Origin of the sequence: Streptomyces sp. P9-A2 (assembly GCF_036634175.1) — a bacterium.
Lineage (GTDB): Bacteria > Actinomycetota > Actinomycetes > Streptomycetales > Streptomycetaceae > Streptomyces > Streptomyces pratens.
The window spans coordinates 4,409,559-4,433,944 of record NZ_JAZIFX010000001.1; the positions used below are offsets into that span (position 1 = coordinate 4,409,559).

At 68.0% G+C, this 24,386-nt stretch carries 28 protein-coding genes and 1 tRNA gene; 19 read left to right on the forward strand and 10 right to left on the reverse strand.

The annotated features are described in order from the left end of the window. Nucleotides 1-33: 33 nt before the first annotated feature. The 4 genes from V4Y04_RS20075 to V4Y04_RS20090 form a co-directional block, all read right to left on the reverse strand. Nucleotides 34-969, reverse strand: coding sequence for an SDR family NAD(P)-dependent oxidoreductase (locus V4Y04_RS20075; protein ID WP_332429571.1), 936 nt, complete (start codon nt 967-969; stop codon nt 34-36). 135 nt (nt 970-1,104) lie between these two features. Continuing rightward, entirely contained in the window at nt 1,105-2,064 is a 960-nt protein-coding gene (locus tag V4Y04_RS20080; protein WP_332429572.1) for an isocitrate lyase/PEP mutase family protein, read from the reverse strand. Further along, complete coding sequence (locus V4Y04_RS20085) at nt 2,061-2,582, reverse strand: cupin domain-containing protein (protein WP_332429573.1); 522 nt, start codon at nt 2,580-2,582, stop codon at nt 2,061-2,063. Before V4Y04_RS20085 ends, V4Y04_RS20080 begins: the two co-directional genes overlap by 4 nt. A gap of 31 nt (nt 2,583-2,613) precedes the next feature. Further along, on the reverse strand, nt 2,614-3,684 hold the full coding sequence (locus V4Y04_RS20090; RefSeq protein WP_332429574.1) for an LLM class flavin-dependent oxidoreductase: 1,071 nt from the start codon (nt 3,682-3,684) through the stop codon (nt 2,614-2,616). A 113-nt stretch (nt 3,685-3,797) separates the two neighbouring features. On the opposite strand from V4Y04_RS20090, the gene V4Y04_RS20095 reads away from it, so the two are divergent. Continuing rightward, nucleotides 3,798-4,064: a hypothetical protein gene (locus V4Y04_RS20095; protein ID WP_332429575.1), complete on the forward strand. Its 267-nt coding sequence runs from the start codon at nt 3,798-3,800 to the stop codon at nt 4,062-4,064. Nucleotides 4,065-4,548: 484 nt separating this feature from the next. After that, nucleotides 4,549-5,622: an AraC family transcriptional regulator gene (locus tag V4Y04_RS20100; RefSeq protein ID WP_332429576.1), complete on the forward strand. Its 1,074-nt coding sequence runs from the start codon at nt 4,549-4,551 to the stop codon at nt 5,620-5,622. Here V4Y04_RS20100 and V4Y04_RS20105 read toward each other — a convergent pair whose 3' ends face one another. Beyond that, nucleotides 5,623-6,558, reverse strand: coding sequence for a hypothetical protein (locus V4Y04_RS20105; protein ID WP_332429577.1), 936 nt, complete (start codon nt 6,556-6,558; stop codon nt 5,623-5,625). Between the two features lie 335 nt (nt 6,559-6,893). Between V4Y04_RS20105 and V4Y04_RS20110 the strand changes: the two genes are divergently transcribed. Further along, nucleotides 6,894-7,325 carry a hypothetical protein gene (locus V4Y04_RS20110; RefSeq protein WP_332429578.1) on the forward strand — a complete coding sequence of 144 codons (432 nt, stop codon included), beginning with the start codon at nt 6,894-6,896 and terminating at the stop codon, nt 7,323-7,325. A gap of 506 nt (nt 7,326-7,831) precedes the next feature. Here V4Y04_RS20110 and V4Y04_RS20115 read toward each other — a convergent pair. Next, complete coding sequence (locus V4Y04_RS20115) at nt 7,832-8,545, reverse strand: GIY-YIG nuclease family protein (RefSeq protein WP_332429579.1); 714 nt, start codon at nt 8,543-8,545, stop codon at nt 7,832-7,834. Between the two features lie 695 nt (nt 8,546-9,240). Here V4Y04_RS20115 and V4Y04_RS20120 point away from each other — a divergent pair. From V4Y04_RS20120 to V4Y04_RS20130, 3 genes are all read left to right on the forward strand, one after another. After that, the gene (locus tag V4Y04_RS20120; protein WP_443080049.1) at nt 9,241-10,479 is read left to right on the forward strand and encodes an IS701 family transposase; all 1,239 of its coding nucleotides are present in this window, start codon (nt 9,241-9,243) and stop codon (nt 10,477-10,479) included. Nucleotides 10,480-10,812: 333 nt separating this feature from the next. After that, the gene (locus V4Y04_RS20125; protein ID WP_443080050.1) at nt 10,813-12,036 is read left to right on the forward strand and encodes an IS701 family transposase; all 1,224 of its coding nucleotides are present in this window, start codon (nt 10,813-10,815) and stop codon (nt 12,034-12,036) included. Nucleotides 12,037-12,481: 445 nt separating this feature from the next. Continuing rightward, complete coding sequence (locus tag V4Y04_RS20130; RefSeq protein ID WP_332429580.1) at nt 12,482-12,922, forward strand: hypothetical protein; 441 nt, start codon at nt 12,482-12,484, stop codon at nt 12,920-12,922. A 311-nt stretch (nt 12,923-13,233) separates the two neighbouring features. Here the strand turns inward: V4Y04_RS20130 and V4Y04_RS20135 are convergent, their stop codons facing one another. Beyond that, on the reverse strand, nt 13,234-13,476 hold the full coding sequence (locus V4Y04_RS20135; RefSeq protein WP_332429581.1) for a hypothetical protein: 243 nt from the start codon (nt 13,474-13,476) through the stop codon (nt 13,234-13,236). Next, nucleotides 13,473-14,561 (reverse strand): DUF1152 domain-containing protein, encoded by a 1,089-nt coding sequence (locus V4Y04_RS20140; RefSeq protein WP_332429582.1) that lies wholly within the window; start codon nt 14,559-14,561, stop codon nt 13,473-13,475. The genes V4Y04_RS20135 and V4Y04_RS20140 overlap by 4 nt, the downstream gene beginning before the upstream one ends. A gap of 85 nt (nt 14,562-14,646) precedes the next feature. On the opposite strand from V4Y04_RS20140, the gene V4Y04_RS20145 reads away from it, so the two are divergent. The 13 genes from V4Y04_RS20145 to V4Y04_RS20205 all read left to right on the forward strand — a co-directional run bounded on the left by V4Y04_RS20145 (nt 14,647) and on the right by V4Y04_RS20205 (nt 23,303). Next, nucleotides 14,647-15,387: a GntR family transcriptional regulator gene (locus V4Y04_RS20145; protein ID WP_332429583.1), complete on the forward strand. Its 741-nt coding sequence runs from the start codon at nt 14,647-14,649 to the stop codon at nt 15,385-15,387. Nucleotides 15,388-15,668: 281 nt separating this feature from the next. Beyond that, complete coding sequence (locus tag V4Y04_RS20150) at nt 15,669-16,106, forward strand: ATP-binding protein (protein ID WP_332429584.1); 438 nt, start codon at nt 15,669-15,671, stop codon at nt 16,104-16,106. Between the two features lie 89 nt (nt 16,107-16,195). Then, the gene (locus V4Y04_RS20155; RefSeq protein WP_332429585.1) at nt 16,196-16,924 is read left to right on the forward strand and encodes a GntR family transcriptional regulator; all 729 of its coding nucleotides are present in this window, start codon (nt 16,196-16,198) and stop codon (nt 16,922-16,924) included. Nucleotides 16,925-17,049: 125 nt separating this feature from the next. Next, the gene (locus V4Y04_RS20160; RefSeq protein WP_332429586.1) at nt 17,050-17,400 is read left to right on the forward strand and encodes an SCO3933 family regulatory protein; all 351 of its coding nucleotides are present in this window, start codon (nt 17,050-17,052) and stop codon (nt 17,398-17,400) included. 5 nt (nt 17,401-17,405) lie between these two features. Further along, a complete protein-coding gene (locus V4Y04_RS20165; RefSeq protein ID WP_332429587.1) occupies nt 17,406-18,779 on the forward strand; it encodes an FtsK/SpoIIIE domain-containing protein in 1,374 nt (457 codons plus the stop codon). Nucleotides 18,780-18,861: 82 nt separating this feature from the next. Then, entirely contained in the window at nt 18,862-19,491 is a 630-nt protein-coding gene (locus V4Y04_RS20170) for a DUF2637 domain-containing protein (RefSeq protein WP_332429588.1), read from the forward strand. Between the two features lie 18 nt (nt 19,492-19,509). Beyond that, nucleotides 19,510-19,701, forward strand: a complete 192-nt coding sequence (locus V4Y04_RS20175; protein ID WP_332429589.1) for a hypothetical protein — start codon at nt 19,510-19,512, stop codon at nt 19,699-19,701. Further along, complete coding sequence (locus V4Y04_RS20180) at nt 19,701-19,892, forward strand: mobile element transfer protein (RefSeq protein ID WP_086680185.1); 192 nt, start codon at nt 19,701-19,703, stop codon at nt 19,890-19,892. Before V4Y04_RS20175 ends, V4Y04_RS20180 begins: the two co-directional genes overlap by 1 nt. Nucleotides 19,893-19,904: 12 nt before the next feature. Then, on the forward strand, nt 19,905-20,099 hold the full coding sequence (locus tag V4Y04_RS20185; RefSeq protein ID WP_332429590.1) for a hypothetical protein: 195 nt from the start codon (nt 19,905-19,907) through the stop codon (nt 20,097-20,099). A gap of 14 nt (nt 20,100-20,113) precedes the next feature. Continuing rightward, entirely contained in the window at nt 20,114-20,371 is a 258-nt protein-coding gene (locus V4Y04_RS20190) for a SpdD protein (protein ID WP_332429591.1), read from the forward strand. Nucleotides 20,372-20,503: 132 nt separating this feature from the next. Beyond that, complete coding sequence (locus V4Y04_RS20195; RefSeq protein WP_332432929.1) at nt 20,504-21,805, forward strand: replication initiator; 1,302 nt, start codon at nt 20,504-20,506, stop codon at nt 21,803-21,805. Further along, nucleotides 21,802-22,008: a helix-turn-helix domain-containing protein gene (locus tag V4Y04_RS20200; RefSeq protein ID WP_332429592.1), complete on the forward strand. Its 207-nt coding sequence runs from the start codon at nt 21,802-21,804 to the stop codon at nt 22,006-22,008. Before V4Y04_RS20195 ends, V4Y04_RS20200 begins: the two co-directional genes overlap by 4 nt. Beyond that, nucleotides 22,005-23,303 carry a site-specific integrase gene (locus V4Y04_RS20205; RefSeq protein ID WP_443080051.1) on the forward strand — a complete coding sequence of 433 codons (1,299 nt, stop codon included), beginning with the start codon at nt 22,005-22,007 and terminating at the stop codon, nt 23,301-23,303. The genes V4Y04_RS20200 and V4Y04_RS20205 overlap by 4 nt, the downstream gene beginning before the upstream one ends. 75 nt (nt 23,304-23,378) lie before the next feature. On the opposite strand, the gene V4Y04_RS20210 is transcribed toward V4Y04_RS20205, so the two are convergent. After that, nucleotides 23,379-23,452: transfer RNA gene (locus V4Y04_RS20210), tRNA-Pro, on the reverse strand. 33 nt (nt 23,453-23,485) lie between these two features. Beyond that, on the reverse strand, nt 23,486-24,289 hold the full coding sequence (locus tag V4Y04_RS20215; protein WP_332429594.1) for a Pr6Pr family membrane protein: 804 nt from the start codon (nt 24,287-24,289) through the stop codon (nt 23,486-23,488). Nucleotides 24,290-24,386: the final 97 nt, after the last annotated feature.

Consider the following 24,386-nt stretch of genomic DNA (forward strand, 5'->3'; position numbering starts at 1 on the left):
TTTCTTGCTCCTTCACCTCTACGGACACCTGCGTCACCTCACTGACACGTCTGCCGCGTCGGCGGGCAGCACGGTATCGAGCTCGGGCGCGAGGTGGACCATCTGACCGCGGAACGACTGGCTCGCGTTCCGAAGCGGCTCGAGACCGCCGTCCTGCATGAGGTCGCCCGCGCTCGCCGCCCAGCTCTCGGGAGTGGGCTCAGCGGTCTTCATTCGCGGCATCACGGAGAAAGCCGTGCGGGCGGCGGCGACGCCTGCCACCTCGAAGGCTTCGCCGTAGACCGTGGTGTCCTGGTGCGCGAGCCATGCCACGAATGCCGAGACAGCACTTGCGGGCACGTGCGCCCGCATGGCGTCCTGGACGACGGGGTCACGGAACGCATCCTCCGTCATCGGCGTCCAGGCGACCGGCAGCACCGTACTGACCTGCACACCGACCTCCTTCGCCTCGGCGGCGAGAGTGTTGCCGAGACCCCAGATCGCCGACTTGGCGGCGGCGTACGCCGAGTCGAGCGGAACACCCATGAGGGCGTTCGACGACACGTTGATGAGGCGCCCGCTGCCGGAGGCGATGAGGTGCGGCATCGCAGCACGCGAGACCTCGACGACCCCCTTCACACTGACATCGAAGACACGCCACCACGTCTCGGAGTCCATCTCCCAGAACCGTCCGAAGGCGTTGATGCCGGCGTTGTTGACGACGATGTGGAGCTGTCCGAACGCGTCGAGCGCAGTCTGGACGATGTCCGCCGCCGCGGTGACGATGTCGTTGCTGTCGGCCACCGCGACGCCACCGTCGACGGTGATCTCGGCCACCGTCTCCGCGGCGCGCTCGGCGTTGATGTCGTTGGCGACGACACGTGCCCCGCGCGACGCGAGCATCTTCGCGTGCTCGCGCCCCATTCCCTGTCCCGCACCCGTGACGATCGCCACGCGGGCGTCGAAACCGAGTTCGTCGTTGATTCCCATTTCACACCTCTCCTCTCTGCCGATCGGACACGATCACGTGCGCGCCGTTCTTCGCCGGCGCCGGCGCGCTTGCCCACCCGATCCCGGATGCCGCGCCGGTCACGAGGCCGGCCTTTCCCCTCGCGAGCCGCGTCATCAGTAGTGCTCTCCGACGTGGGCGTTGTTGTCGTAGTCGCGCTGGGCGCTCCCCGGGAGGTACTTCTCCTCCGTCTCGCGCACGTAGTCGGTCGACGGGCGCCCGAACATGGCGCCCCAGCCGACGTCGTAATCCGTGCCGGCGTCGGCACCCATGCGGTCGAGGTACTCGGCGAAAGGCGTGGCCTCGCCCGACTCCTTGACGTCGGCCAGCAGTCGCCACACCTCGTGGATGCCCGGCAGAACGAACGGAACAGGCTGGATCGCCTGCCCCAGCGCGGTCATCTCGGCGACGGTCTTACGGCCGATCAGCCCCACGCTGACGGCGTAGGCCGGGCCGGGCGTCTCCTTCAGCGCGAGCTCGGCCTGTTCCCACGTGTGCATGCCTTCGAAGAAGATCACGTCGGCGCCGGTCTCAGCCTTGTAGAGCTGCGCACGACGGATCGCCTCGTCGACGCCACCCCCGGCGGCACCGTAGCCGTCGGTGCGGGCGACGATCACGAAATCCTCGTCGTGCTTGTCACGCGCGTCGACAGCGGCGTTCAGGCGCCCGATCGCCTCGGCGTCGGACACGAGCTCGATGCCGGCGACACCACCCGACTTCTTCGGTTCGCGCTGGTCCTCGATGTGGATGCCTCCGACACCGGCGTCGATGAACTCGGCCACCGTGCGCTGCACATTGATCGGCGCGCCGAAACCGGTGTCGGCATCGCAGTAGATCGGGATGTCCGCAGCGCGGGCCGTGCGCTTCGCGTGGTCGACGACCTCGGTCAGGGTGAGCCACCCCACATCCGAGATGCCCTGCCACCATGCCGACATCCCGCCCGAGAGCTGGAACGCCCCGAAGCCCGCGTGCTGCGCCATCGCCGCGTGGATCGGCAGCGAACCGAACGGCATCAACGCCGTCTCCTCGCTCTCGAAGACCGCGCGCAGCGCCTTACCGGGTGCAGTGAGGGTCACGATGCGACCTCGGGGGAGTTGAAGCCGACGGTCACGACGATGTACACGCAGTCCTCGTCGTAAGGGTTCTTCCAGGCGTGGGGAACGCCTGCCATCACGAGCAGGTCACCCGGAACGAGCGTGCGCTTCTTGCCGCCGGGGAGCACGAGGTCGACCTTGCCCGAGATCACGACCTCGTAGTCGATGGTGTCGCTCGCATGCATTCCGGCGTCGCCGTCGTCATCGGTGACGGTCATGCTGTCGCCGAGATCGTCGGCCCCCACCTCGCCCGACGAGTGCGCAGGGAAGCTGCTCACGCCGAAGGTGGATCCATTGGGGCCCGCCAGCGCGACCCTGCTCGGCGGGGCACCGAAGGTCTCCTTGCTGTGGCCGCCTTCGACGGCCCAGTAGAACGCACCTGCGGACACGCCGGGGAAGTCGAACTCGGCGGCAGGGCCCACGTCGAGGAAGTCGGCGTCGCCGGACTCGGTCGGGCCCGCGACGACGAGTCGAAACTGCTTGGGGTCAGGGAACGTCATCTGCCTTCACTCCTTTGTGAATGGTCGGACGTCAGGCGCGCAGGCCCGCGTCGCGCATGAGCGGGAAGATCTGCTCGTTCATCCGGTCGAGCCCCTCGTCGTAGTCGACGAGTCCGGTGCAGACGCCCGTGATGCCCGAGTCCTGCAGCTTCTGGAGCCCGTCGACGATCATCTCGGGCGTGCCCACGAGCGGAACGAGACCGGCCCGGAAGAACGTCTTGATGCTCTCGTCCTGCTTCGGGTCCTCGGACTTCTTGTAGTGATCCCAGCTCCACCCGCGGGAGTCGCCGTTCTGGATGATGTGCTTGTAGCGGAGGGCGCTCTCGTAATCGCCCTTCTCCTCGACGTACTCGAGGTACTCCCGCGCTTCCTTCTCCGTGTCCTTGCAGATGATGTGCACACCGGCCCACAGGCCGAGGTCCTCACGCCCGGCCGCGTCGGCGTTCTCGCGCAGCTTCGGCGTCACCGACCGGCTGTGCTCGACGCTGCCGATCGCCGCGAACAAGATGTTGGCGTGCTTGAACGCGAACTGCTGACCGGCGGGGCTGGAGCCCGCGCTCATCACCATCGGCCCGGGCGTCTGAACGGGCTTGGGCCACGACTGCGCACCCTGGAGGTGGAAGAAGTCCCCGTCGAAGTCGAACTGGTAGTCGTCTTCGACTGCCCAGAGCCGCTCGACGATGGTCATCCACTCGTCGGCGAGCTCATAGCGCGTGTCGTGCTCGGGCACCTCGACGCCGAACATGTGGTATTCGGGCTTGAAGTAGCCGGCTGTGGCGTTCAGGCCCATGCGGCCGCCGCTGATGTGGTCGACGGTGGCCATCATCTTCGCCGCCATCACCGGGTGGATAAAGGGGACGAGGCAGGTGGCGAAGATCTGTATGTTCTGCGTCGCTGCTGCCAGACCTGCGGCCCACGTGAACGTCTCGAACTGCCGGCCCCACGGGCGGTCGGGGCCCGAGAGCCCTTGCCAGCGGGCGATGGGGATGAACCCGTCGACACCGTAGCGGTCGGCCTTCTGCGCGAGACCTTGGATCTCGCCCCAGTTGCCGAGCTTGATCGTGTTCTCGGCGAGGTTGAGACCGCCCTGGCCGGTCGTCACGTTCGCGCCGAAAATCGCGACTTTGAACTTGTTCGGGCCACCTATCATGGGCCGCTGAGAACGTTCGACTGTGTGATCGGCGACGAAATCACGCGGTGCGACATTCTGCGTCATTGGTTTTCTCCATATCGTTGTGGCTTTGGGATGCCGAAGAGCACCTGGGCCGGATCGGATCGCGCGAAAAGGAATTCGACTGCTGCGATCGCGGACAGCGTGCCGACCGGACGCGCCCGATGGTGATTGCGCTCTCCACTGGGTGTATGGCGAGCCGCATTCTTGGCCTACTGGTTGCAGCCAATTGTGAGGGTGGCGTATACGCGATCCGCGTCGTCGTGGTTTTTCCAGACGTGCGCGATGTCGCCTATGACGAGCAACGATGATGACCCTGCCGCTGAGGGCGATCTCGTACGCAGGGGGTGCTCCCCGGATCTCCTTCGATGGCGGTGTGTTGGCTTCTCCACCGACCCCTGTTGCCGCATGACGCTAAGATCGGACAGCACCGGACCGTCATAGTAAGAGACGCCAACAACGCGGGAAAGCGCGCCAAAGCGCCTCCCCTTGCCGATTGGTGGCGCAAGATGTAAAGCTGCTGGCGTTACTTCAGATTCCTGGCGGTGCTCCAGTCGCCGCAGCGCTTCCGGAGCGGCACCCCATCGCCTCGACGAAGAGGAGAGAAATGCGTTCTGCAACTGTTCCTCCCGACAGCCGAGCGAACATTCCTTGCGGTGGAACGACACCCGGGCCGGCTTCGCCGGGACCCCTTGGCCGGCCGGCTCCCCACCGCGGCAGGTGGACGCGGCTTCCTCAGAGGGTTCCTGAACACGCCGGACCGCCTCCATGCGTCGGCGGCGAAAGAGCGCAGCGATGAAGCTGAGCTCTTATCAGAACTTGCGCGTGCCGAACTTCAGTGTTCACAACCTGCGCCAGATACTCGAGGAGGCGGATCTCGACTGGCGAACTGCGCTCGCGAATGCGGAGATCGACCCCAACGCGCTGACCCGACCGGGAAGCACTATTCCTGCGAGGAAGGAGCTGGCCTTCCAGCTTCAGTTCGTCGCTCTCACAAGAGATCGCGTCGATCTTTGGGTGCGAGCCTCGCGCGCTTACACGACGAGCACCTACGGCGCTCGCGGAATGGCCCTCGCGACCGCGCCGACCGTTGCGGCGTGGGCAGAAGTTGCCAGCGCGACTGATAACGCCCCCGGGCTCCTCGAGATCACACCTCTCCGGGCACCGGATGGGAGGGTGACGGGAATCGAATTCACCTACCCGGACGCCCCGGAAGAGTTGATCCCGTTCAGCGTCTACCGCGATCTCTGTACCGCCACCCCATCTCTCGCGTGGCTGTACGGCGGCACTTTTCCCTTCACCCGCATCGAAGTCCCTCTCGCGGAAGTCTCGCCCGAGGCCTTGACGTACGTCTCCTGCACCATCGAATGCTGTGCCGAGGCGTTGCGGCTGTGGTGGGACCCTGCGATATCAACAGACGAGCTCCCCTTCGGCAACGCCTTCCAGCACGAGGCATGGGTCAAAGCGGATGCCCAGATCATCGACTCGTTCAGGGCGACTGGCGACTGGCCCCACACTGTCGCGAAAGCCATAAGGGCCGCACCCAATCTCAACCGCACATTGGCAAATGTGGCCGCGACGCTGCGAGTCTCCCCACGCACCCTGCAACGCAAGCTTGAACTCACGGGCGACGACTTCGCCCGGGTGCGAGACGAGACTTTGAGTGACCTGGCCTGCGATCTGCTCTCGCATACAGATCACTCTGTATCGGAAATATCCCGCAAGCTGGGCTACGCAGATCCGGCCAGCTTCACGATGGCCTTCAAGCGGTGGAGGGGGATGCCTCCGACGGCGTTCAGGGAGGCTTCTCGCTACGGAGACAAGGATCCTGGACATCAGCACACTGAACGGCCCCGCAGTTGCTGGTGATTACCTGCGGTGTCGGCGGTGCTGGTCGACAGCGATGGAGACGGGTCCGAGTGGGGCAGCGTAGGGCAGTGAGTCCGTGGCCCGGGTGCTGTGCTGGGAGATCACCGTCGCGTTGGCGGGCAGGTCGGCCATGCGTCGCAGACGCCAGACGAGGACGTCGCTGACGGACTCGGCGGTGTGCAGTTCGCGCTGGGCGACGGCTTCGCGCAGCAGCGCTCGTGGGTCGTGGCCGGCCTGGTAGGCATGCGTGATGGTGGCCGCCAGGGCGGACCAGCCCGGCTCGCCGAGCACCCGCTCGGCGATCTGTGGCGCGGTGGTGCGCAGAAGGGCGGTGGACCAGTCGCGTACGGGCTGGGCCAGGCGCAGGCCCTGGGCTCGCAGGCGGGCCATCGATTCCTCGCTGGCCGCGGCGTACGCGGCCTGGAGGTGGCTGGCGGCCTGCCGGGCGGCTGCGGCCTGCTGGGCGTGCTGGCGCTGGGCGTGCCAGCGTGCGGCGGCGAGGGCGAGGAAGAAGAGCGTGTCGATCACCATGGTGGTCGTGGCGCCGTCCTCGCCCCGGCCGAGTGCCGGGCCGCTACGGACCAGGTCTCGGGCTGCGCGTCGTAGCTGCTGGCTGTGGCAGAACTCTGCTCGGGTGTGGGAGCGGGAGGCCCGTTCGAACGCCCAGGCCGCTTCGCGTAGCTGTTGTCGGGTGTGGAGGGCGGAGGTCTTGGCGAGGGCGTCGAGGACCTCGCCGGTGGCGGCGACCATGCGGCGGGCGATCTCGGCCCACTGCTCGTCGCTGAGGATCGGGTCGTCGGGGGCTGCGCGCACGGAGCAGTGCCAGACGTGCTTGTCGGGACGCTGGTCCGCATCGAGGAGGGCGAGGGGCTGGTCGAGGAGGTACTGCAGGTCCTTCTTCGTCGCCGAGGGGTCGCGTCCGGGGTCGGGGGCCATGGTGTCGAAGGAAGCGACCAGGTGCGGGTCGACGTGCTCCTCGTGGGTGCCCTTGCCGTACAGGTAGTGCAGGAGGCCGAGGGTGTTGCTGCCCTGCTTGTGGATCCGGGGGGAACTTCAGCATCCCGGCGCCCCCGTCGGCTCCTACGCCTTCCGGCTTGGGGTCCACACCCACCCCGCCGTCGGTCGAGCCCCGCAAGCTGGTCCCCTTGGCCGAACTGCAGGCGCGCACCCCAAAGGCCACCCGTACTACCTCCTCCTCGGAACCACGCTCGGCATCCTCCTCGGGAAGGCGACGTGCCGCCTCGCTGCCGCAACCGCGTCAGGGTGGGGCCGTGCCCATCGAGCGTTCCGGACTGCTCGGCTACCAGGATCGGGACAAGGAGAAGATCGTCCTGGAACTGCTTGCTCGGATTCTTCACGAGCAGGGGCGGACGCTGGAAGACCAGCGAGGTCTCCTTCGGCTGGGGGCGGACGCCGTCGACTCGGCAGACCACTTTTACGAGATTAAGGCTCACGGCGGGGCAGAGCCCGCCGATGTCTCCCTCACCAGCGCGGAACTCACGCGTGCTCTCGCAGAGGGAAGTAACTACTTGCTCGTCATCGCCTCGAACCTGGAAGAGGGCAGAGGAACTCCGACGCTCCGGATCATCACCGATCCGTTGCGATTCTTCGAAGTCGAATCCGCGACTGAGGTGAAGCTCAGGGGCGTACGTGACGCGGATGCCGACGCAACGGTGTGGCGATGGCCGGATGCCGGGGCGTGAGAGGTACAGCCGACGTGTCCTGCTGCTGCCCGCGCATGCCCTGCTGATCGTGACGGGTCGAGGAGCCCGGCTTCCTTCTGCCGATGAGGGCTGAGCGGCAGTTGCGGCGGGGTGATGGGAGCCGTTCGGGTGCCGGGATATGAAGTCGGCTCCCAAACGGCTCCCAAGATGCCCCCGGAACCACTCAGGGGCCAGACCCGCTAAGCGGATCAGGCCCCTGACCTGGTACTAAAGCGTCGGGGTGGCGGGATTTGAACCCACGACCTCTTCGTCCCGAACTCTCGGCTGGGCGGTTACTGAGGGCTGGTGGGCCGGTCAGTCGGCCGTTGAGGGGCGTTGGCGGTCAGCTGCGGTTGCGGTGGTTGCTGTACTTCGCTGCTGTACTGCAACCGGTATCCGACGCGCAGCTTCCCAGGTGCATCGGTGGTACAGGCAGGGCTTCGCCATCCGGAGCGATGGGAGTCACCCAAGTGAAACAGGCGCGCTGAAAACAGGCATGCGAGACCTCAACGGGCCTTGACTACGTACCCTTCGATAACGCGGGCCGCCTCCGCGAACGGCATGTGAAAGAACTCGCGATCCTTGCGGACGCGATAGTCAGCGAGGAGGGCGTGAACGTCCGCTTCAACACGGTGGGCGTGGGCGACCATCCAAGCGCCGCGGACGCCCCAGGGGATGATCACGCCGGTTGCAGAGTTGATCTCTTTGGCCCGGGTCAGGGGGTCGCGGTTGGTGTAACCGATCTTGAGCATCTCGGGGGCCTCGCGAGTGGAGAGTACGTAGACGAAGCCGTGGCCGCCAAGGGGAGCCGGTGTGCCGGTGGTGAAGTCACGCAGTCGGTCCGGGAGCCCTACCCTTTTCAAGGTCGCCGCGGCCTCTGTCGCAGCTTGCCAGTTCGCGTCTCGGAGGCACTTACGGAGGTGCTGGAGCGTGCCAGAGGTCTGGCGTGCTTCTTTAAAGGAGGGGTAGCCCAGTTGCGCGCACACTGTGAACCAGTCCCACTGGTCCTTCTCGTACGTCCGGGTGAACAGGCCCTTGATCGTTGAAAGGTCGTCGAGTCGGCCGAGGGCCGCGTGGTGCCCTTGAGTGATAGTGGCTAGGACTGTTCGAGCAGCTTTGACGCGCTCGCGCTGTACGTCCGGTTTGATCGGGGCCAGCCCAAAGCCCCACTTCTGCTCTATTCGCTTGACCTGCCGGCCAGTCTGACTGCGCGACTCCATGCGGCAATCTTAAGCAGCCACGAGTAGCCCACGGGCTCCCCTAGGAACCCCAGGGACCCGCAGTTGCGCGGCGCCTGAAAAATTCGCTGAGTCGGCTGTCCTCCCGGCCTTCGGCAGGAATCAGCTTGCGACCCCCGCGTTAGGAGAGAGGCTGGGGTGTCGTGCCGGTGACCTGGGGCTTCGATAACTGGCGAGATGCCCAGCAACTCGACCTCCAGACAGCCTCGTTGACCGTGGCTGACCGCTGCATCTGGCACGACAGTGCCACGAAGCTCAGCCGACGACAGTCAGCCACGACGGCGGGCGCGCCGGCCGACCAGGCGCGCGTGTGCCTCGCTGTACCCCCACCGGCCTCCGCCACGCTGTCGCTGCCGTCGACCAGAGCAAACGGCGACGACCGTCCCGTAACGACGGTGCCTGAGCCCTCTGCTGGGAGGCTGCGATCATTCGAAGCTCGTTCGAGGTGCTGACCTGGACGAACGGCTATGGTGTGGCCTCGTCGGGTGTCTGCGTTTCCCGTGATTCCCCGCTGTTCCCCTAGTGCTCCAGCAGTACTTCGTGGCTTGACGTGGGGAAACGTCGAGCGGTGGGAGTGTAGCGGGCAGGATGCTGTCACGGACGGCTTCTGCCCACAGGCCCCTCGAAGGAGTGCCCACGACGGCAAGGTCGACCCGGGCCCTGGGAAGCCTCAGGCCGTGATCACCGAACAGGCAGCCGAGACCTGGGACCGCGACCTGGACCACCTCTTCACCAACATCGGGCACCACTTCGGCCGCGTCGAACCACGCCGCCGCATGCGGGACTACGTGCGCGCACTGCTCGCCCCGGTGGCCCGCAAAAACAGCTGGCAACTCGCCGAACACGCCGGACATTCCACCCCCGACGGACTGCAGCACCTGCTCTCCCGAGCCCGCTGGAACCCCGACGACATCCGCGACGACCTGCAGACCTACGTCGCCGAACACCTCGGCCGCCCCGACGGGGTACTGATCATCGACGACACCGGGTTCCTGAAGAAGGGCACCACCTCCGCCGGAGTCCAAAGGCAGTACTCCGGCACCGCAGGCCGCACCGAGAACTGCCAGATCGGCGTCTTCGCCGCCTACGCCAGCACGGCCGGCCGCGCCCTGGTGGACCGTGAGCTCTACCTGCCCAAGTCCTGGACCGACGACCGCGACCGCTGCCGCGCGGCCAAGATCCCCGATCATCGGGAGTTCGCCACCAAGAACACCCTCGCGGCGACGATCGTCCGCAGGGCGCTGGCCTCGCCGCTGCCGATCGCCTGGGTGACGGCGGACGCCGCCTACGGACAGGACAACCGCTTTCGCCGGATGCTGGAAACATCCGGCGTCGGCTACGTCCTGGCCGTTCCCAAGTCCCAGTTCTCCCTGGCCGGCCCACGCATCGACATGGTGTTCGAGCAGGCCCCCGAACAGGCCTGGGAACGCCGTTCCTGCGGCGCGGGAGCCAAGGGGCAGCGCGAGTACGACTGGGCGGCCGTGCAGTTGCGCCCGGTGGCCGAGTACGACTACCAGGACGGCGTGCTGATCCGTCGACGGTGGGCGCTGGCGCGGCGCAGCGTGAGCCGGCCGGACGAGATCGCCTACTACCTCGGCTATGCGCCGCTGGATGTCGGCGTGGACGTGCTGGTGCGCGTCGCCGGCGTCCGGTGGGCGATCGAGGAGTGTTTCCAGGCGGCGAAGAACGAGTGCGGCCTGGACGAATACGAGGTACGCCGCTACGTGGGCTGGTACCGGCACATCACCCTCGCCATGCTCGCCCACGCCTTCCTCGCCGTGATGAGCGCGCAAGCAGCCGAAAAGGGGGATCCACCAGTGAGGATGCAGAGGTCATCGCGCTCACTGTGGCAGAAGTGCGGCGACTCCTGGCAGCTCGCGCGCCCCGAGATCCCCGCGCCCGCACCCGCGCGCTGAGTTGGTCGCGGTGGCGCCGACGACGCCAGGCGGTGGCCCGCCGCTGCCACTATCGCCGTCGTGGGCACTCCTTCGAGGGGCCTGCGGGCAGAAGCCGTCCGTGACAGCATCCTGCCCGCTACACTCCCACCGCTCGACGTTTCCCCACGTCAAGCCACGAAGTCCGGCTGGAGTACTAGTACTCCAGCAGGACTTTGCTGTCTGACCTGCGGGTTTCGCTGGGCGGCTGGAGTGTAGCGGGACTTCGATCGTGCGGGGGCGGTCTCACGGAGACCGCCCCTCGATCGTGCGACAACGCCGCAGGTAGTGACAGCGGCGGGGCAGCCTCCGAAGGTGATCACCGAGTATGCCGCCGCGCAGTGGGACCTCGAACTGGACGATCTCTTCCTGACCATCGGGCACCGCTTCGGCAGAGTCGAGCTCCGCCGCCGCATGCGTGACTACGTACGCGGGCTGCTCGCCCCGGTGGCCCGCAAGAACAGCTGGCAGCTGGCCGAACAGGCCGGCCACCCCACGCCCGACGGCCTGCAGCACCTCCTCGCCGGATCGAAGTGGGAGCCCGATGACATCCGCGACGACCTGCAGAAATACGTCGCCGACAAGCTCGGCGAGGCCGACGGCGTCCTGATCATCGACGACACCGGGTTCATCAAGAAGGGCACCACCTCAGCCGGGGTCCAGCGCCAGTACTCCGGAACCGCCGGCCGGACCGAGAACTGCCAGATCGGCGTCTTCGCCGCCTACGCCTCCGCCCGCGGCCGGGCCCTGGTCGACCGCGAGCTCTACCTCCCGAAGTCCTGGACCGAGGACCGGGAACGCTGCCGCGCCGCAAGGGTCCCCGACGAGAGGGAGTTCGCCACCAAGGGTGAACTGGCCCGGCACATGGTGTTGCGGGCCGTCGCCTCGCCGCTGCCCATTGCCTGGGTCACCGCGGATTCCGCCTACGGTCAGGACAACCGATTCCGCCGGCTGCTGGAACAGTCGGGTGTCGGTTACGTGCTGGCCGTCCCCAAGTCCCAGTTCAGCGTGGGCTGTTCGCGCATCGAGGTTCTGTTCGCGCAGGCCCCGGACGAAGCGTGGGAGAAGATCTCCTGCGGCGACGGCGCGAAGGGGCCCCGCGTCTACCACTGGGCAGCGGTGCGGCTGCCGGCCGTCGCCGAGTTCGACTATCAGGGCGAGGTCCCTCACCGGATGCGGTGGGCACTGGCCCGGCGCAGCATCAGCAAGCCCGACGAGATCGCCTACTATCTCGCCTACACACCCCTTCAGGTCACCGTCCAGGAGCTGGTGCGGGTCGCCGGCACACGTTGGGCGATCGAGGAATGCTTCCAGGCCGCGAAGAACGAATGCGGCCTGGACCAGTACGAAGTCCGCCGTTACGTGGGCTGGTATCGGCACATCACTCTGGCCATGCTCGCGCACGCCTTCCTGGCCGCCACGGCACGCCAGCCGTGGGAAAAAGGGGCGGAACAGGTGGGACAGCCGGGGCCATCGAGCTCACAGTGGCGGAGGTTCGGCGACTCATGGCAGCTTGTCGTGCCCGGCCCCCGCACCTGAGCGGACACCGAGGACTACACCACGCGCTGAGCTGGTCGAACTGGCGCCGCCGACGCCAAGCAGTCGCCCGCCGCTGTCACTACCTGCGGCGTTGTCGCACGATCGAGGGGCGGTCTCCGTGAGACCGCCCCCGCACGATCGAAGTCCCGCTACACTCCAGCCGCCCAGCGAAACCCGCAGGTCAGACAGCAAAGTCCTGCTGGAGTACTAGGCATCGACCAGGCCTGTTGGCCGGGGCGCTGCCGTGCCTGTCAGGACGACTGCGATGCTCAAGTAACCCTCAAAAAAGTGTGTTTGTGATTGTAGGTCAAAGTGGATCGTGGGACAGTTGTATCGCCTTGAGGGTTAGGTGCCTTCACGGTGTAGGGGGAATTTAGCGCATTCGAAGATGAAGAGATTCCCTGTTGTCCGATTTTGCTTGCTTGAGGACCTGGAGAACAGAAGTATGCGCATCACCAAGAAGACCAGCTTCACGGGGGCCGTCGTGCTGATGGCCGCAGCCGCAACACTCGTTCTCGCTGTTCCGGGAACCGCCCAGGCGGCGGCTTGGTCAACCAGTTGCGATAAGTGGGCTGCTGACAATGACCCCGGCTCCAACGATATGGTTGCCTCTCTTTGGAGGACAAGCGATTCCACCAAGGCTGCCCGAGCGTCCTTCAAGGGCAAGGGTGAGACATTGTCCGCTCGCAACTGGGCGGGGGCCTCGACAACAGTCAGTGTTGAATGGGCGACGGCAGACGGCTCAAAGATCGAGAGGATCTGGGACCGAGCCCTCGGGTCCGGGGAATCAGTCGATATGGATTTCGATATCCCTGAAGGGCGTACGGTTTGGGTGAGCATCGGAACGCCAGGGGGTTCAACAGCCGTGTGTAAGGGTAAGGCCTGATACTTGCAGAGCGATACTCCCGGGGAATCCCGGGGTGTGGGCTTCTGTATATGGCGGTGCCGAATAAGCTGAATGGCCTCGAAGGGGTCGGGCAGATTTTCTGTCCGGCCCTTTCTGTGCAGACAGAGTCATCGGCCGAGTCGAGTTCACCTTCCTCATCAGGCAGCTGCACACTGTGCGCGCGGCACGGTCGCCGGCCGGGCTGGAGCGGGGCGGAGACAGGAGCGCAGGCCCGGCCGGGGGTCGGGCCGCACGCGGGGAGCGGAGCGAGCCGCCTTGAACCCGTGAAGAAGGTTGTAACTCAGTGGGATTCAGGCTTCGGTTGGCCCGTCTGACCGCTTGGCTGCGGTGATCCTGCATGCTTGTCCTGCGGCGCGTTGGAGTGCCTGGGCCATCTGGTCGGCGTCGTCGGCGTTCAGCAGGATTTCTTGTGTCCAGAGGAGCGAGAGCCTGACGGTGCCATCGTGCAGGTGTACGGCTACGTCGACTTCTGTGTCGTGGCCGGCTGCGTCCCGGATGTCGTCCAGGCCTGGGTCGCTTGCGAACGCGCTCATGCTCCGATGTTCCACAGCGGGGCGTCGTACTGGTCCGGTCTGCTGTGGATGAGGAGCTGGCGTAGCTCGCCGCGCTGGGAGCCGCTGAGGTTCAAGGCCTCGGTGAGGTGGCGGAACGTCGTGTGGGTGACTCCGCGGGTTCGGGCCTCACTCTGGAACTGGTCGAGCCGAGACAGCACGTCGTCGCGGTCCAGCTTCGTCGGTGGCCGTTCAGTGAGCCATGCTGCCTTGTTGCGTTCGTAGTCGATTTCCGAGAAGCCGCAGATCTCGCGGCTGCATGCCTCGGCCTGGTCCAGGGTGGCGGTCGTCATGACGGCGCGGGCCAGGCTGTTGCGGCTGACCGCGTCGTCCAGGCCGACTTCGTGGACCGTGGGGCCTTCGTCGGTGAGGAGCACGGGAAGGCCGGCGTCGCGTACCTCGCAGATGCCGCGGGCTCCTCGGGCTGTTGCGGCGAGCATGGCGGTGGCCTCTGAGGGGTGCCATTCCAGGATGCTGCCGATCGTCTCCACGTCCTCGGCCGTGAAGGTGTGGACGGGAGTGCCGAACAGAGGGCGCAGATCCTCGGGGGAGATCTCGCCGTCCAGCCCGGGGCCTGCGACCAGGAGCCGGATCGGGGCATTGACCTGGCAGCAGGCGGCGAGGGTGAGGGCGTCGGCGAGTGGGCTCTTGAGGGTGGGTTCGTCGCCCTGGGCGAGGATGTCGCCGCCGACGTCGAGCAGATCGATCGATGTCGGTTCCAGATGGGACACCAGCTCTTCGAGTTGGCGGGTGATGCCCTCGGCGCCGTGGTGCGGGTCGAACAGGGCCAGGGTGTGCGGGAGTTCTGCCGCGAGGCGGGGGAGGGTGGAGCCCGCCGGGGCGATCGGCTCGGCCTCGGCCGGCACCGACCAGACGGACCGGGTGACGGGTTCGAGCCCCGTGAAGCTGTCGGCGCCTCGCGGTCCCGGAAGCGGGTCAATCAGGAGGCGGTCCCACGCGTACGTGAGGATCACCGCCTGGTCCTCGTCGCCGTAGAGGGCGGCGTGAAGCATGGCGGCGGCGACTGCGTCGCCCCCTCCTCCTGCTGCGACGATCAACCGCGTCATGCCTTCAGAGTACGGGTTCGAGGGTTGGCCACTCACCCTATAGTGGCCAAAGGCCATAGCCACTTGGACAAGGGAAGGAGGGGAGATGCCGCAGATCGAAGAGGCTCAGCCGAAGTATCTCCAGATCGCCCACTACATCCGTGACCAGATTCTTCGGGGTGACCTGCGGCCGGGGGACGAGGTTCCCTCGGAACGGCAGCTCGCCGCGGACTGGAAGGTGTCCCGGCCCACGGCCGCGCGGTCGCTGGAGGCGCTGAGCCATCAGGGCCTGGTCGAGAAGCGCCAGGGCTCGGGGACGTACGTGCGAAGCCTCGAAGTGAACCGGCGTGCACGGGAGTTGTATGGGCGTGCCCGGCAGACCGGGAAGATCTACACGCCCGGGGAGTACGCGGTGATCAATTCGGCCGGGTGGCTGGAAGCTCCGGACCACGTCGCCGAGGCCCTGGGTCTGGTGAAGGACCGCCGAGCCGTGCACCGCCGGCGCGTGACCAACAACCAGGACGGCCCGATCAACCTGTCCACCTCGTGGTTCGCTCCGGACGTCGGCCAGCGCGCGCCCAAGCTCACGGACCCCGAGCGAATCCAGGAAGGCACGCTCATGTACGTCGAGCGGATGACTGGGCGTCAAGGCAGTTATGCCGAAGACCGTATGTGTGCTCGGGCCGCCACGGACGAGGAGGCGGCCGACCTGCGGTTGGAGTCGGGATCCGCGGTCCTCATCGTCCATCACGTCGTCTTCGACCTCCAGGACCGCCCTCTGGAGTTCGCCGAAGCCACCTACCCGCCGCACCGCTGGGCGTTCGAACAGGGCTACCCGCTCACCTGACGACGACTCGCCAGTTCCGGCGAACCGCTTGCACTCTCGAAGTGGCTAATGCCACTATCCACAAAGTGGCTAAGGCCACTTGGAGGAGAAGGGGGCACGACGTGACGAGTCGGCGGCCGGAGCAGGATGCGCGGTTAGCTTGCCGGGGGTGTCGGGGGCGCGGTTGGAAGCGCGTCGGCTCCCGAACGGCGCTGGCGCTCTCCACGGCCAACGACCGCAGCCGTGCCACGTCGAAGCGGCGCTGTCTCGACTGCGACGGCAGCGGCAAGGAGTGAGCACGCATGGCCTACACGATCGACCGCCACCCCTGTGAGGACTCACCGCGGCTCGGAGCGATGACCTTGCATCCGGAGCCCGAGTCCGTCCCCCGCGCCCGGCGCTGGTTCCGGAAGTTCATCGCTCCCTACAACCCGGCCTGCTCGGTCGACGACTGCACGCTGATGATCTCGGAGCTGGTGACCAACGCCATCCGCTACGGGAGGTCGGACGACTCGTGGGTGGTGCGGGTCGAGTGGTACCGCGAGGAAACCTCGCTCCGCGTCGACGTACACAACCCGGGCTTCCCGGCGAACGTACGGCTGCGGCACCCGGAAGCGAACGACGCCCACGGGCGGGGACTGCTCCTGGTCGACTCCATCGCCGACTCCTGGCACTCCGGTCCCAGCTGCTTCGGCGGAACGGTTGTCTCCTTCGTGGTCGCCGATGCCTGGCCGGCGTGATGGGATAGCTTCCCCCTGCTACTGCGACCTTGAATCTGTCGTTAGTCTGGTTGACCAGTTGACTTGGCCAATCCCGACGGGCGGCGTTCATGGCGTATGAAGTGGAGCCACCGAAGTACGTGCGCCTCGCGCAGACGCTTCAGCGGCGCATCGAGGACGGCACGTACGCGCCCGGCACCCGCGTACCGAGCGAGAACCAGTTGGTGCAGGCCTTCGGGATGTCCCGCCCGACCGTCGTCCGGGCGCTGGAGCTGCTGAAGCGGGACGGCTGGCTCGAGTCCCGGCAGGGGTACGGCACGATCGTCCGAGGTCGGCCGGAAGTCGTCGAGCAGAAGGACCGGCGGGGGCATGAGGCGCTGGAACGCGACGAGTCGCAGAGTGCGGGCCGTCTGATCGAAGTTGGTCATGTGCTTGTTCCGGCTCGGGTCGCCTCGGCGCTCGGTCTGCCGAAGAGGGCCGAAGTCCTCATGCGCCGTTTCCTGGCCGAAGAGGACGGCGAAGCTGTCGAGCTGGTCTCGTCGTACTTCCCCGCCGGCCTGGTGGAAGGCACTGAGCTGGGGTCCGGTGAGCTCTTGAGCGGTAGCTCTCGTGAACACCTCGAAGTGCGGAAGAAGGTCCGCTTCGACCACGTGACCGAGCGGGTCTCCGCTCGACTGCCCGAAGCCCGTGAAGCCGAGCTGCTGGATCTGCCGGACGGCGTCCCCGTGCTGAGCGTCCTGGTCGTCGCGTGTGACGCCTCCGGCCGAGCCTTGCAGGTCGCTGACGTGCTCCTGCCTGCCGACCGGCAGGAACTCGAAGACACCTACCGTCTGAACTGACCTCACCCGGGGTAAAACTCCCGCGATATCAACTTGACAAGTCAACCTGTCATCTCTAGCTTCAAACTTGCTAAGTCAACCTGTCAGGTTGGCAGGTTGATCGACTCTCAGAAGGAGCAATCCCTGTGCGTGTGATCCGCGTTGACGCCTCGACCGCCACGATCCTGCTCACCGAAGCTCCGGCGCCGAAGGTGCGCGACCGGCAGACCGGTGAGATCGCCAAGGACGCGGTGACCGGTGAGGTGCTGATGACCGTCGGCGTCGTCTACATCGACGAGGGCGAGTCGTCGCTGATCCAGGTCACCGTCCCGGAGAGCGGAGTGACCGAGGGCCTGACGGTCGGTGCTCCGGTCTCGCTGCCGGGTCTGGTGGCACGGCCGTGGCAGAGCGTCTTCAACGGCAAGGAGCGGCACGGCATCGCCTACCGGGCGACCGCCGTCGCTCCGGGCGCCTTCCCGATCGCTCAGGCGGGCTGACCGCCGTGACGGACCTGGTGACCTGGGCCGAGCTGGGCGGTTCGCTCGCTGCGATAGGCGGCGCTGCCTACGCCCGGCACGCACACCCGGCGGCGTACTGGTCCACGGTCGGGTTGCCGCTCTCGATGGTCCGGCTGCTGGCCTCGTACTCCTCGACCATGGACGCCTGCGGCCTGACCGTCGAGCCGTCCCGGTGGCGGGTGCTGGCCGTCCGGGCGACCACCCGCCGTGAAGTCCGGCCGGTGCCTCCTCGTCGGGGTGCCATCCGTCCCACTACGACGGGCCTGCGCATGCGGCTGCGGCTGGCTCCGGGGCAGGAGCCGGCGGACGTGGCGGCCTCCGCCGAACGTCTCCGGCACGCCTGGGGTGTCCACGCCGTCCACGTGCGGGACGTCAAGCCGGGCGTCGTCGAACTGCGGCTCGTCGGCTTCGACGTGCTGCGGAAGGTGCGGATGCCCCGCCGACTGGACGACGGCCCGCTTCGGATCCCGGTGGCGTTACGGGAAGACGCGACCGCGTTCGTGCGGGACTACCGGGCCGTGCCGCATGAGCTGGTGCTCGGCGCCACGCTCTCGGGCAAGTCCATGTACCTGCGGAACCTGCTGACCGGGCTCGCTGCTCAGCCGGTGGCCCTGGTCGGCATCGACTGCAAGCGCGGGGTCGAACTGGCGCCCTTCGCGCCCCGGCTCTCCGCCCTGGCGACCGACCCGGACCAGGCGGCCGAGCTGCTTCCCGCGCTCGTGAAGGAAATGGAGGACCGATACGACCTGATCAAGGCCCGGCAGGGCATCGCGCCCGGCACCCCGGAAGAGCTGATCACCTCGGACGTCTGGGGACTGCCGGAGGACGAACGCCCGGCCCCGATCGTGCTGTTCATCGACGAGGTGGCCGAACTCTTCCTCGTCGCCACGCGGAAGGAGGAGGAACGGCGGGACGAGATGGTCACCCAGCTCATCCGACTCGCCCAACTCGGCCGGGCCGCCGGCATCTACCTCGAAGTCTGCGGACAGCGCTTCGGCGCCGAACTGGGCAAGGGCGCGACCATGCTCCGCGCCCAGCTCACCGGCCGCGTCTGCCACCGTGTGAACGACGAAGCCTCGGCCAAGATGGCGCTCGGCGACATCGCCCCCGAGGCCGTCCTCGCGGCCTGCGCCATCGCCCCCGAGCTGCCCGGCCTGGCCGTCGTCGGCGACACCTCCGGCGGCTGGTCCCGCATCCGCACCCCCCGCCTCTCCCTCGCCGACGCCGCGGCCACCTGCCGCGCGACGGCGAACCTCACCCCCGACGTACCGGCGCTCCACCCCTTCCGGCCGTACGCCCCGCCGACGCCGGTGGAGGCGTCCGGGCCCGTGGCCACGACCCGCCCAGCCACCGAGTAAGCACACCCCGCCCACGGCCGGCACGGCCGTCCCGTGCCACGTCCCTACCCCCTCCATGCCTGGAACCGGAAGGAGCCGCGCCGTGCGTGCCCTGCCCGTCCGCATCGACGCCGTACTCGTCCAAGCACTGATCGCCGCCGCGCTGTCCTTCGCCCACCTGCATGACCTGGCCTCGGCTGCCGGACAGCACGGATGGAAGGCCTGGGCCTACCCGGTCTCCGTCGACCTGCTGCTGGTCGCGGCCTGGCGGCGGCTCCGCTCCGGCGGGGCGAAAACGGCCGGGTGGTGCTGGTTCCTCGTCGCCCTCACCGCCTCACTCGGCGCCAACGTCGCCACCGCCGGACTCCTCGACCTCGACGACGTACCGGACTGGCTGCGCATCCTCGTCGCCGGATGGCCCGCGGTCGCCTTCCTGGGCGGAACGCTGCTCGCCCACGGAGCACCCGCGGATCCCCCGACGGGGAAGCACGAGTCGGCCCTGGGGCCCATGGCTCCCGAAGCCCCCTCCCCTGCTCCCGAGTTGCCCGCTGCGGAGCCGGAACCTGCTCTGCCTTCCACGCCTCCGGTCCCGCCGGCGCTCGTCACGCTCGCGCGCAAGGTCGCCGACGAACACCGCGCCCGGACCGGAACGCCCATCGACACCTCGACCCTTCGCGCCCGGCTCGGCATCCCGCTGTCGCTGGCCGAAGCCCTCTCCACCCACCTCACCTGACCCGGAGGACTTTCCCCCGTGCGACCGTCCACGCTCCGCGCGCTGAAGCGCGCCGCCGAGCTGACTCGACAGAACCGCCTCACCGAAGCCGTGCTCATCGCCGAGCCCGTGATCCTCGCCGCCGACGCGTACGAGGGCGACGAGATCTTGCGTTGGCTGGCCGAGCACGTCACCGACTTCACCGGCGAAGACCCGAAGGAGACCCCCTGATGACCGCCAACCGCCGCTTCCGCCGCGTCGTCCGCATCGGCCCCGTGCAGGTCGCCACCTACTACGACGGCCGCGGCCGCGAGAAGCACACCGCCGCCTGCACGGCTCCGCGCTGCGGCTTCGCCACGGACTACGACAGCCGCGCCGCCGCCGAGCTGGCCGCCCGTACCCACCGCTGCGCCGTCCGCTGAAGGGGAGCTCCCGTGACCGTCTCGCTGCCGCTCGTCTTCGTCCTGGGCGTCATCGCCTGGGCCGCGATCAAGTTCCTCGGCGTCCGGCTCTGGGTCGCCGTCGTGATCGCGCTCTTCGGCTTCTGGCTCTCGCACACCTTCCTCGCCCCCGCCATCGAGGCCGGCACCCGCTCCGGGGTCGACGTCGTCAACGGCACCCACGAGTGACAAGGAGATCCGCCGTGTTCCGTCCCAAGCTGCCCGACGTCCCGAGCCTGCCGACGCCACCCGTCACGCCTCAGCAGATGCAGGCCCCGGTTCCCTCGCCCGGTCGCCCGGTCGCCCCGTACGTGGGCATCGGTGCCGGGGCGGTCGCCGCCGTGGTCGTCGTCGGGATCGTGCTCACCGCGCTCCTGGCGGCCCTCGCCGTCTCGGCCGTGTCCGTGGCCATCGCCGCCGTAGTGCTGCGCTCCCTCGTCAGCAGCGCGCACCAGCGCTGACCGGCCGCCGGGGCGGCAACAAGCCGCCAAGCATCCCGCCGCCCCGGGGCCGTCCCTTCCGAACCGTCACGACAGCCGAAAGGAACTCCCATCATCACCCGGCAGACTCCGCCCCCGTTGGCGGAACTCTCCGTGCTGGCCTCCCTCAGCACCCTGCCCGAGCTGGCCCGCCAACTGTCCGGCCTGGGCGGCTGCACCCGCCCCGTACGCCTCGACGGCCACCGCACCGCATACGCGGTGGACCGGACGACCGGCGAGATCGGCCGCGTCCTGCATCACCTGGACTCCTCGGCCCTGCCCGCCGGTCAGCTCTTCGTCCGCTGCAACAACCGCCGCGCCACCCGGTGCGCGGCCTGCGCCGAGACCTACCGCCGCGACACCTACCACCTGATCACCGCAGGCCTCCGCGGCGGCAAGGGCACCCCCGAACGGGTCGCCACCCACCCGCGCGTCTTCGCCACCTTCACCGCCCCCGGCTTCGGCCCGGTCCACAACCGCCCCAGTGGCGGACGTCCCTGCCGCTGCGGCCTCCGCCACGACGACCAGGACCCGGCCCTGGGCACGCCCTTCGACCCGGGCACGTACGACTACGAAGCGGCCGTGCTGTGGAACGCGCACGCCGGGGCCCTCTGGCAACGCTTCTCGATCTACCTCCGCCGGGAGGTCGCCAAGCGAGCCGGCCTCACCCAGCGGGCCTTCCGCGACCATGCCCGGGTCTCCTTCGCCAAGGTGGCCGAGTACCAGAAGCGGGGCGCCGTCCACTTCCACGCGGTCATCCGCCTCGACGGCCCGGAAGGCGGCGAGACCGCGCCCCCGGCCTGGGCGACGGCCGAGCTGCTGACCGACGCCATCCGGGCCGCCGCCGCTGCCGTCCGCGTCGACGGCCCGGAGGTCGACGGCCGGCCGCACACCTTCGTCTTCGGCCGACAGCTCGACGTCCGCCCGATCCGCTCCGCCGACTTCACGGGCGGCCAGGACCTGACCGAGCGGGCCGTAGCGGCGTACGTCGCCAAGTACGCCACCAAGGGCGCCGAGACGGCGACCGGCACCCTCGACCGGCCGATCCGCTTCCTCGCCGAGCTGGCCCAGGCCCGGATCACCGAACACGCCCGACGCATGATCCGTACCGCCTGGACCCTGGGCGCACGCCCCGAGCTGGCAGACCTCCGCCTGCGGGCCTGGGCCCACATGCTCGGCTTCCGCGGCCACTTCTCCACCAAGTCCCGCCGCTACTCCACCACCCTCGGCGCCCTCCGTGATGCGCGCGCCGACTGGCGCCGGGCCCAAGCCGCTCCGGCCACGCCTCAGGAAGGCGAGACCACGCTCGTCCTCGCTCACTGGGTTTTCGCCGGTACCGGCCTGTCCCGCGCCGAAGCCTGGCTTGCCGCATCGCTTGAACCCGCCCCCGGAACAGAAGGAGAACCCACCCGATGACCCCGGCCACGGTCAGCCGGAAGTGGCACACGACCGCCGAAGTCGCCGAGATGCTCGGCTTCAGCCTCTCCAAGACCAAGTTGCTCGTGCTCACGGGCGAGATCCGTTCCGTCAAGGTCGGGCGCAACCGCCGCATCCTCCCGGCCTGGGTGGACGAGTACGTGAGTCGTTGCGCCGCCGAAGCTGAGAGGTGGTCCGCATGAGCGGGAAGCGGGGCAACGGTGAAGGATCCATCTATCCGTACCGGAACGGCTTCGCCGCGTACGTCTGGGTCACCACACCAGAGGGGAACCGCAAGCGGAAATACGTCTACGGGCCCACCCGCAAGGACGTCCACGAGAAGTGGCTGAAGCTCCACAACGAGGCCGGAAAAGGGCCGGTGGCGACCACCACGCCGACTCTCGCGCAGTACCTCGCCTACTGGCTCAAGGAGGTCGTGGAACCCAATCTCCGGCCTCTCACCGCAGCCACGTACGAGACGACCGTACGTCTCTACGTCGTTCCCTTCCTCGGCTCCAAGCGGCTCGACCGGCTGACCGTCCAGGACATGCGGGGCTGGCTGAACAAGCTCGCCGAGACCTGCCAGTGCTGTGCGCAGGGCAAGGACACGAAGCGACCCGAGGAGAAGCAGCGCTGCTGCGCCAAGGCGAAGTGCTGCCGACAGACACTCTCGAAGCGCTCGGTCAACGATGCGCGGACGATCATCCGCAGTGCGTTGACCAACGCCATGGTGGAAGAGCGCATCTCGAAGAACGTCGCCCAGCTGGTCAAGATCCAGCGGGCTCGGCGCAGGCGTCCGGACCCGTGGTCGGTCGAGGAGGCGTGCACCTTCCTGGAGAACGCGCAGAAGCGGCGGGACTACCTGTACGCGGCGTACGTCCTGATCCTCGTCCTCGGTCTCCGAAAGGGGGAGGTCCTGGGACTCACCTGGTCGGACGTGGACCTGGACACGGGGGAGCTGCACATCCGGCACCAGCTTCAGCGGGTCCGCCGGCGCCTGCTCCACACCGACACGGCCAAGACCGAGGCCTCCGAGGCGGTGCTTCCGCTGCCGGACATCTGCCTGACCGCCCTCCGGCTCCGGCGGAAGGAACAGGAGGCGGCGAAGGTGGCGGCGCGCGATCTCTGGACGGAATCGGATCTCGTCTTCACCACTCGCTACGGCACCCCGGTCGAGCCGCGGAACTTCACCCGTGAATTCAACCGGCGGTGCGACCGTGCCGGGGTCCGACAGATCCGCGTGCACGACACCCGGCACACCTGCGCCTCGCTCCTGGCCGCCCTCGACGTGCATCCCCGGATCGCCATGCAGATCCTTCGTCACTCCGAGATCGCCGTGACGATGGAGGTGTACACCCACGTGCCCTCGTCGGAGACTCGGCGGGCGCTCCGGAAGCTCGGGAAGGCTCTGGGCGGCAGCAAGCAGAAGGGCGGCAAGAAGAAGGGCAAGCGCAAGCGGGAAGAGCGGCCGGACGGGGACGGCCGGCAAGAGCCATAGAGGTTGCTGTACTCCGCTGCTGTACAAACGCTCAGAGGCCCATTCACGATCACGTGAATGGGCCTCTGACCTGTGTCGGGGTGGCGGGATTTGAACCCACGACCTCTTCGTCCCGAACGAAGCGCGCTACCAAGCTGCGCCACACCCCGATTGTCGCTGCTCTCGCGGCGACGTCGTTTACTTTAGCCCACCGGTGGCTGGAGACGAAATCCGGTTTTGGCGCCCAGGCGCAGGGGGGCCGGGCGGGTGCGGTCCAGGGCGATGAGGGCGAGGGCCAGGCAGTACAGGGCGAGAAGCAGGAGGAGGGAGACGCCCAGAACGTACTGGTGGCCGTGTCGGTCGGTGTCCTGGAAGGGGTAGAGGAAGCGGGCCGGGCCGACGGTGAGGAGACCGCCGAGGGCCAGGACGAAGACCAGGTGGGCCGTCGGGTACAGGAGCCATGCGGCGGCGTGGGTGAGGCGCATGCGGGCCGGCGGGGAGAGGAGCAGCCAGTCCAGTACCGCCGCGATCGGGAGCATCGTGTGCAGGGTGGGGGGCGCGAGTGCGGCCAGCGTGCCGGCCGGGCCGGTCAGGTCCGCAGGCTCCGCCGTCCCCGCCATCGTGTACGCCGGTGTCGCGCCCGCCAGGAGGACGTGGTGGAGCAGGGCCGCCGCGACCACGTACAGCAGCGTCGCTCCGGTCAGGGCGCCCGGGAGGGGGCGGCGGGCCGTCCAGGCACGGTGGGCCGAGGCGAGCATGACCGCGGTCAGCAGGAGCGTGCTCTGGATCGTGAAGTGGCTCAGGACGCGTGCCGGGCCGCCGAGCAGGATCTCGACGGTCACCGCCGCGAGCGCGGCCAGCGCCAGGAGCAGGCGGTACGCCGCTGTCAGGGGGCGGCGTACCGGTGGCGCCACGGCCCCCGCGGGGGCCGACGAGGGCATGAGGTTCGTCCGTCTCCCCGGGATGACGGGGAGGTCAGGGATGTCCCTGGGTATCGGGGCGGTCATGGACCCCAGAGTGGGTGAACCACCTGGTCGGGGCGATACGGGTGAGCCGGACGGGTGGCATGGGGGTTGAGCCGGTCGCGTCGCCCCCGTCTGGCCC

Bases quoted from the DNA above. Each gene is read 5' to 3' on its own strand.
- V4Y04_RS20075 (WP_332429571.1), bottom strand. From the start codon at position 969: ATGGGAATCAACGACGAACTCGGTTTCGACGCCCGCGTGGCGATCGTC.
- V4Y04_RS20085 (WP_332429573.1), bottom strand. From the start codon at position 2,582: ATGACGTTCCCTGACCCCAAGCAGTTTCGACTCGTCGTCGCGGGCCCG.
- V4Y04_RS20100 (WP_332429576.1), top strand. From the start codon at position 4,549: ATGAAGCTGAGCTCTTATCAGAACTTGCGCGTGCCGAACTTCAGTGTT.
- V4Y04_RS20105 (WP_332429577.1), bottom strand. From the start codon at position 6,558: ATGGCCCCCGACCCCGGACGCGACCCCTCGGCGACGAAGAAGGACCTG.
- V4Y04_RS20115 (WP_332429579.1), bottom strand. From the start codon at position 8,545: ATGGAGTCGCGCAGTCAGACTGGCCGGCAGGTCAAGCGAATAGAGCAG.
- V4Y04_RS20130 (WP_332429580.1), top strand. From the start codon at position 12,482: ATGCGCATCACCAAGAAGACCAGCTTCACGGGGGCCGTCGTGCTGATG.
- V4Y04_RS20135 (WP_332429581.1), bottom strand. From the start codon at position 13,476: ATGAGCGCGTTCGCAAGCGACCCAGGCCTGGACGACATCCGGGACGCA.
- V4Y04_RS20140 (WP_332429582.1), bottom strand. From the start codon at position 14,561: ATGACGCGGTTGATCGTCGCAGCAGGAGGAGGGGGCGACGCAGTCGCC.
- V4Y04_RS20145 (WP_332429583.1), top strand. From the start codon at position 14,647: ATGCCGCAGATCGAAGAGGCTCAGCCGAAGTATCTCCAGATCGCCCAC.
- V4Y04_RS20150 (WP_332429584.1), top strand. From the start codon at position 15,669: ATGGCCTACACGATCGACCGCCACCCCTGTGAGGACTCACCGCGGCTC.
- V4Y04_RS20155 (WP_332429585.1), top strand. From the start codon at position 16,196: ATGGCGTATGAAGTGGAGCCACCGAAGTACGTGCGCCTCGCGCAGACG.
- V4Y04_RS20180 (WP_086680185.1), top strand. From the start codon at position 19,701: ATGACCGCCAACCGCCGCTTCCGCCGCGTCGTCCGCATCGGCCCCGTG.
- V4Y04_RS20200 (WP_332429592.1), top strand. From the start codon at position 21,802: ATGACCCCGGCCACGGTCAGCCGGAAGTGGCACACGACCGCCGAAGTC.
- V4Y04_RS20205 (WP_443080051.1), top strand. From the start codon at position 22,005: ATGAGCGGGAAGCGGGGCAACGGTGAAGGATCCATCTATCCGTACCGG.
- V4Y04_RS20215 (WP_332429594.1), bottom strand. From the start codon at position 24,289: ATGACCGCCCCGATACCCAGGGACATCCCTGACCTCCCCGTCATCCCG.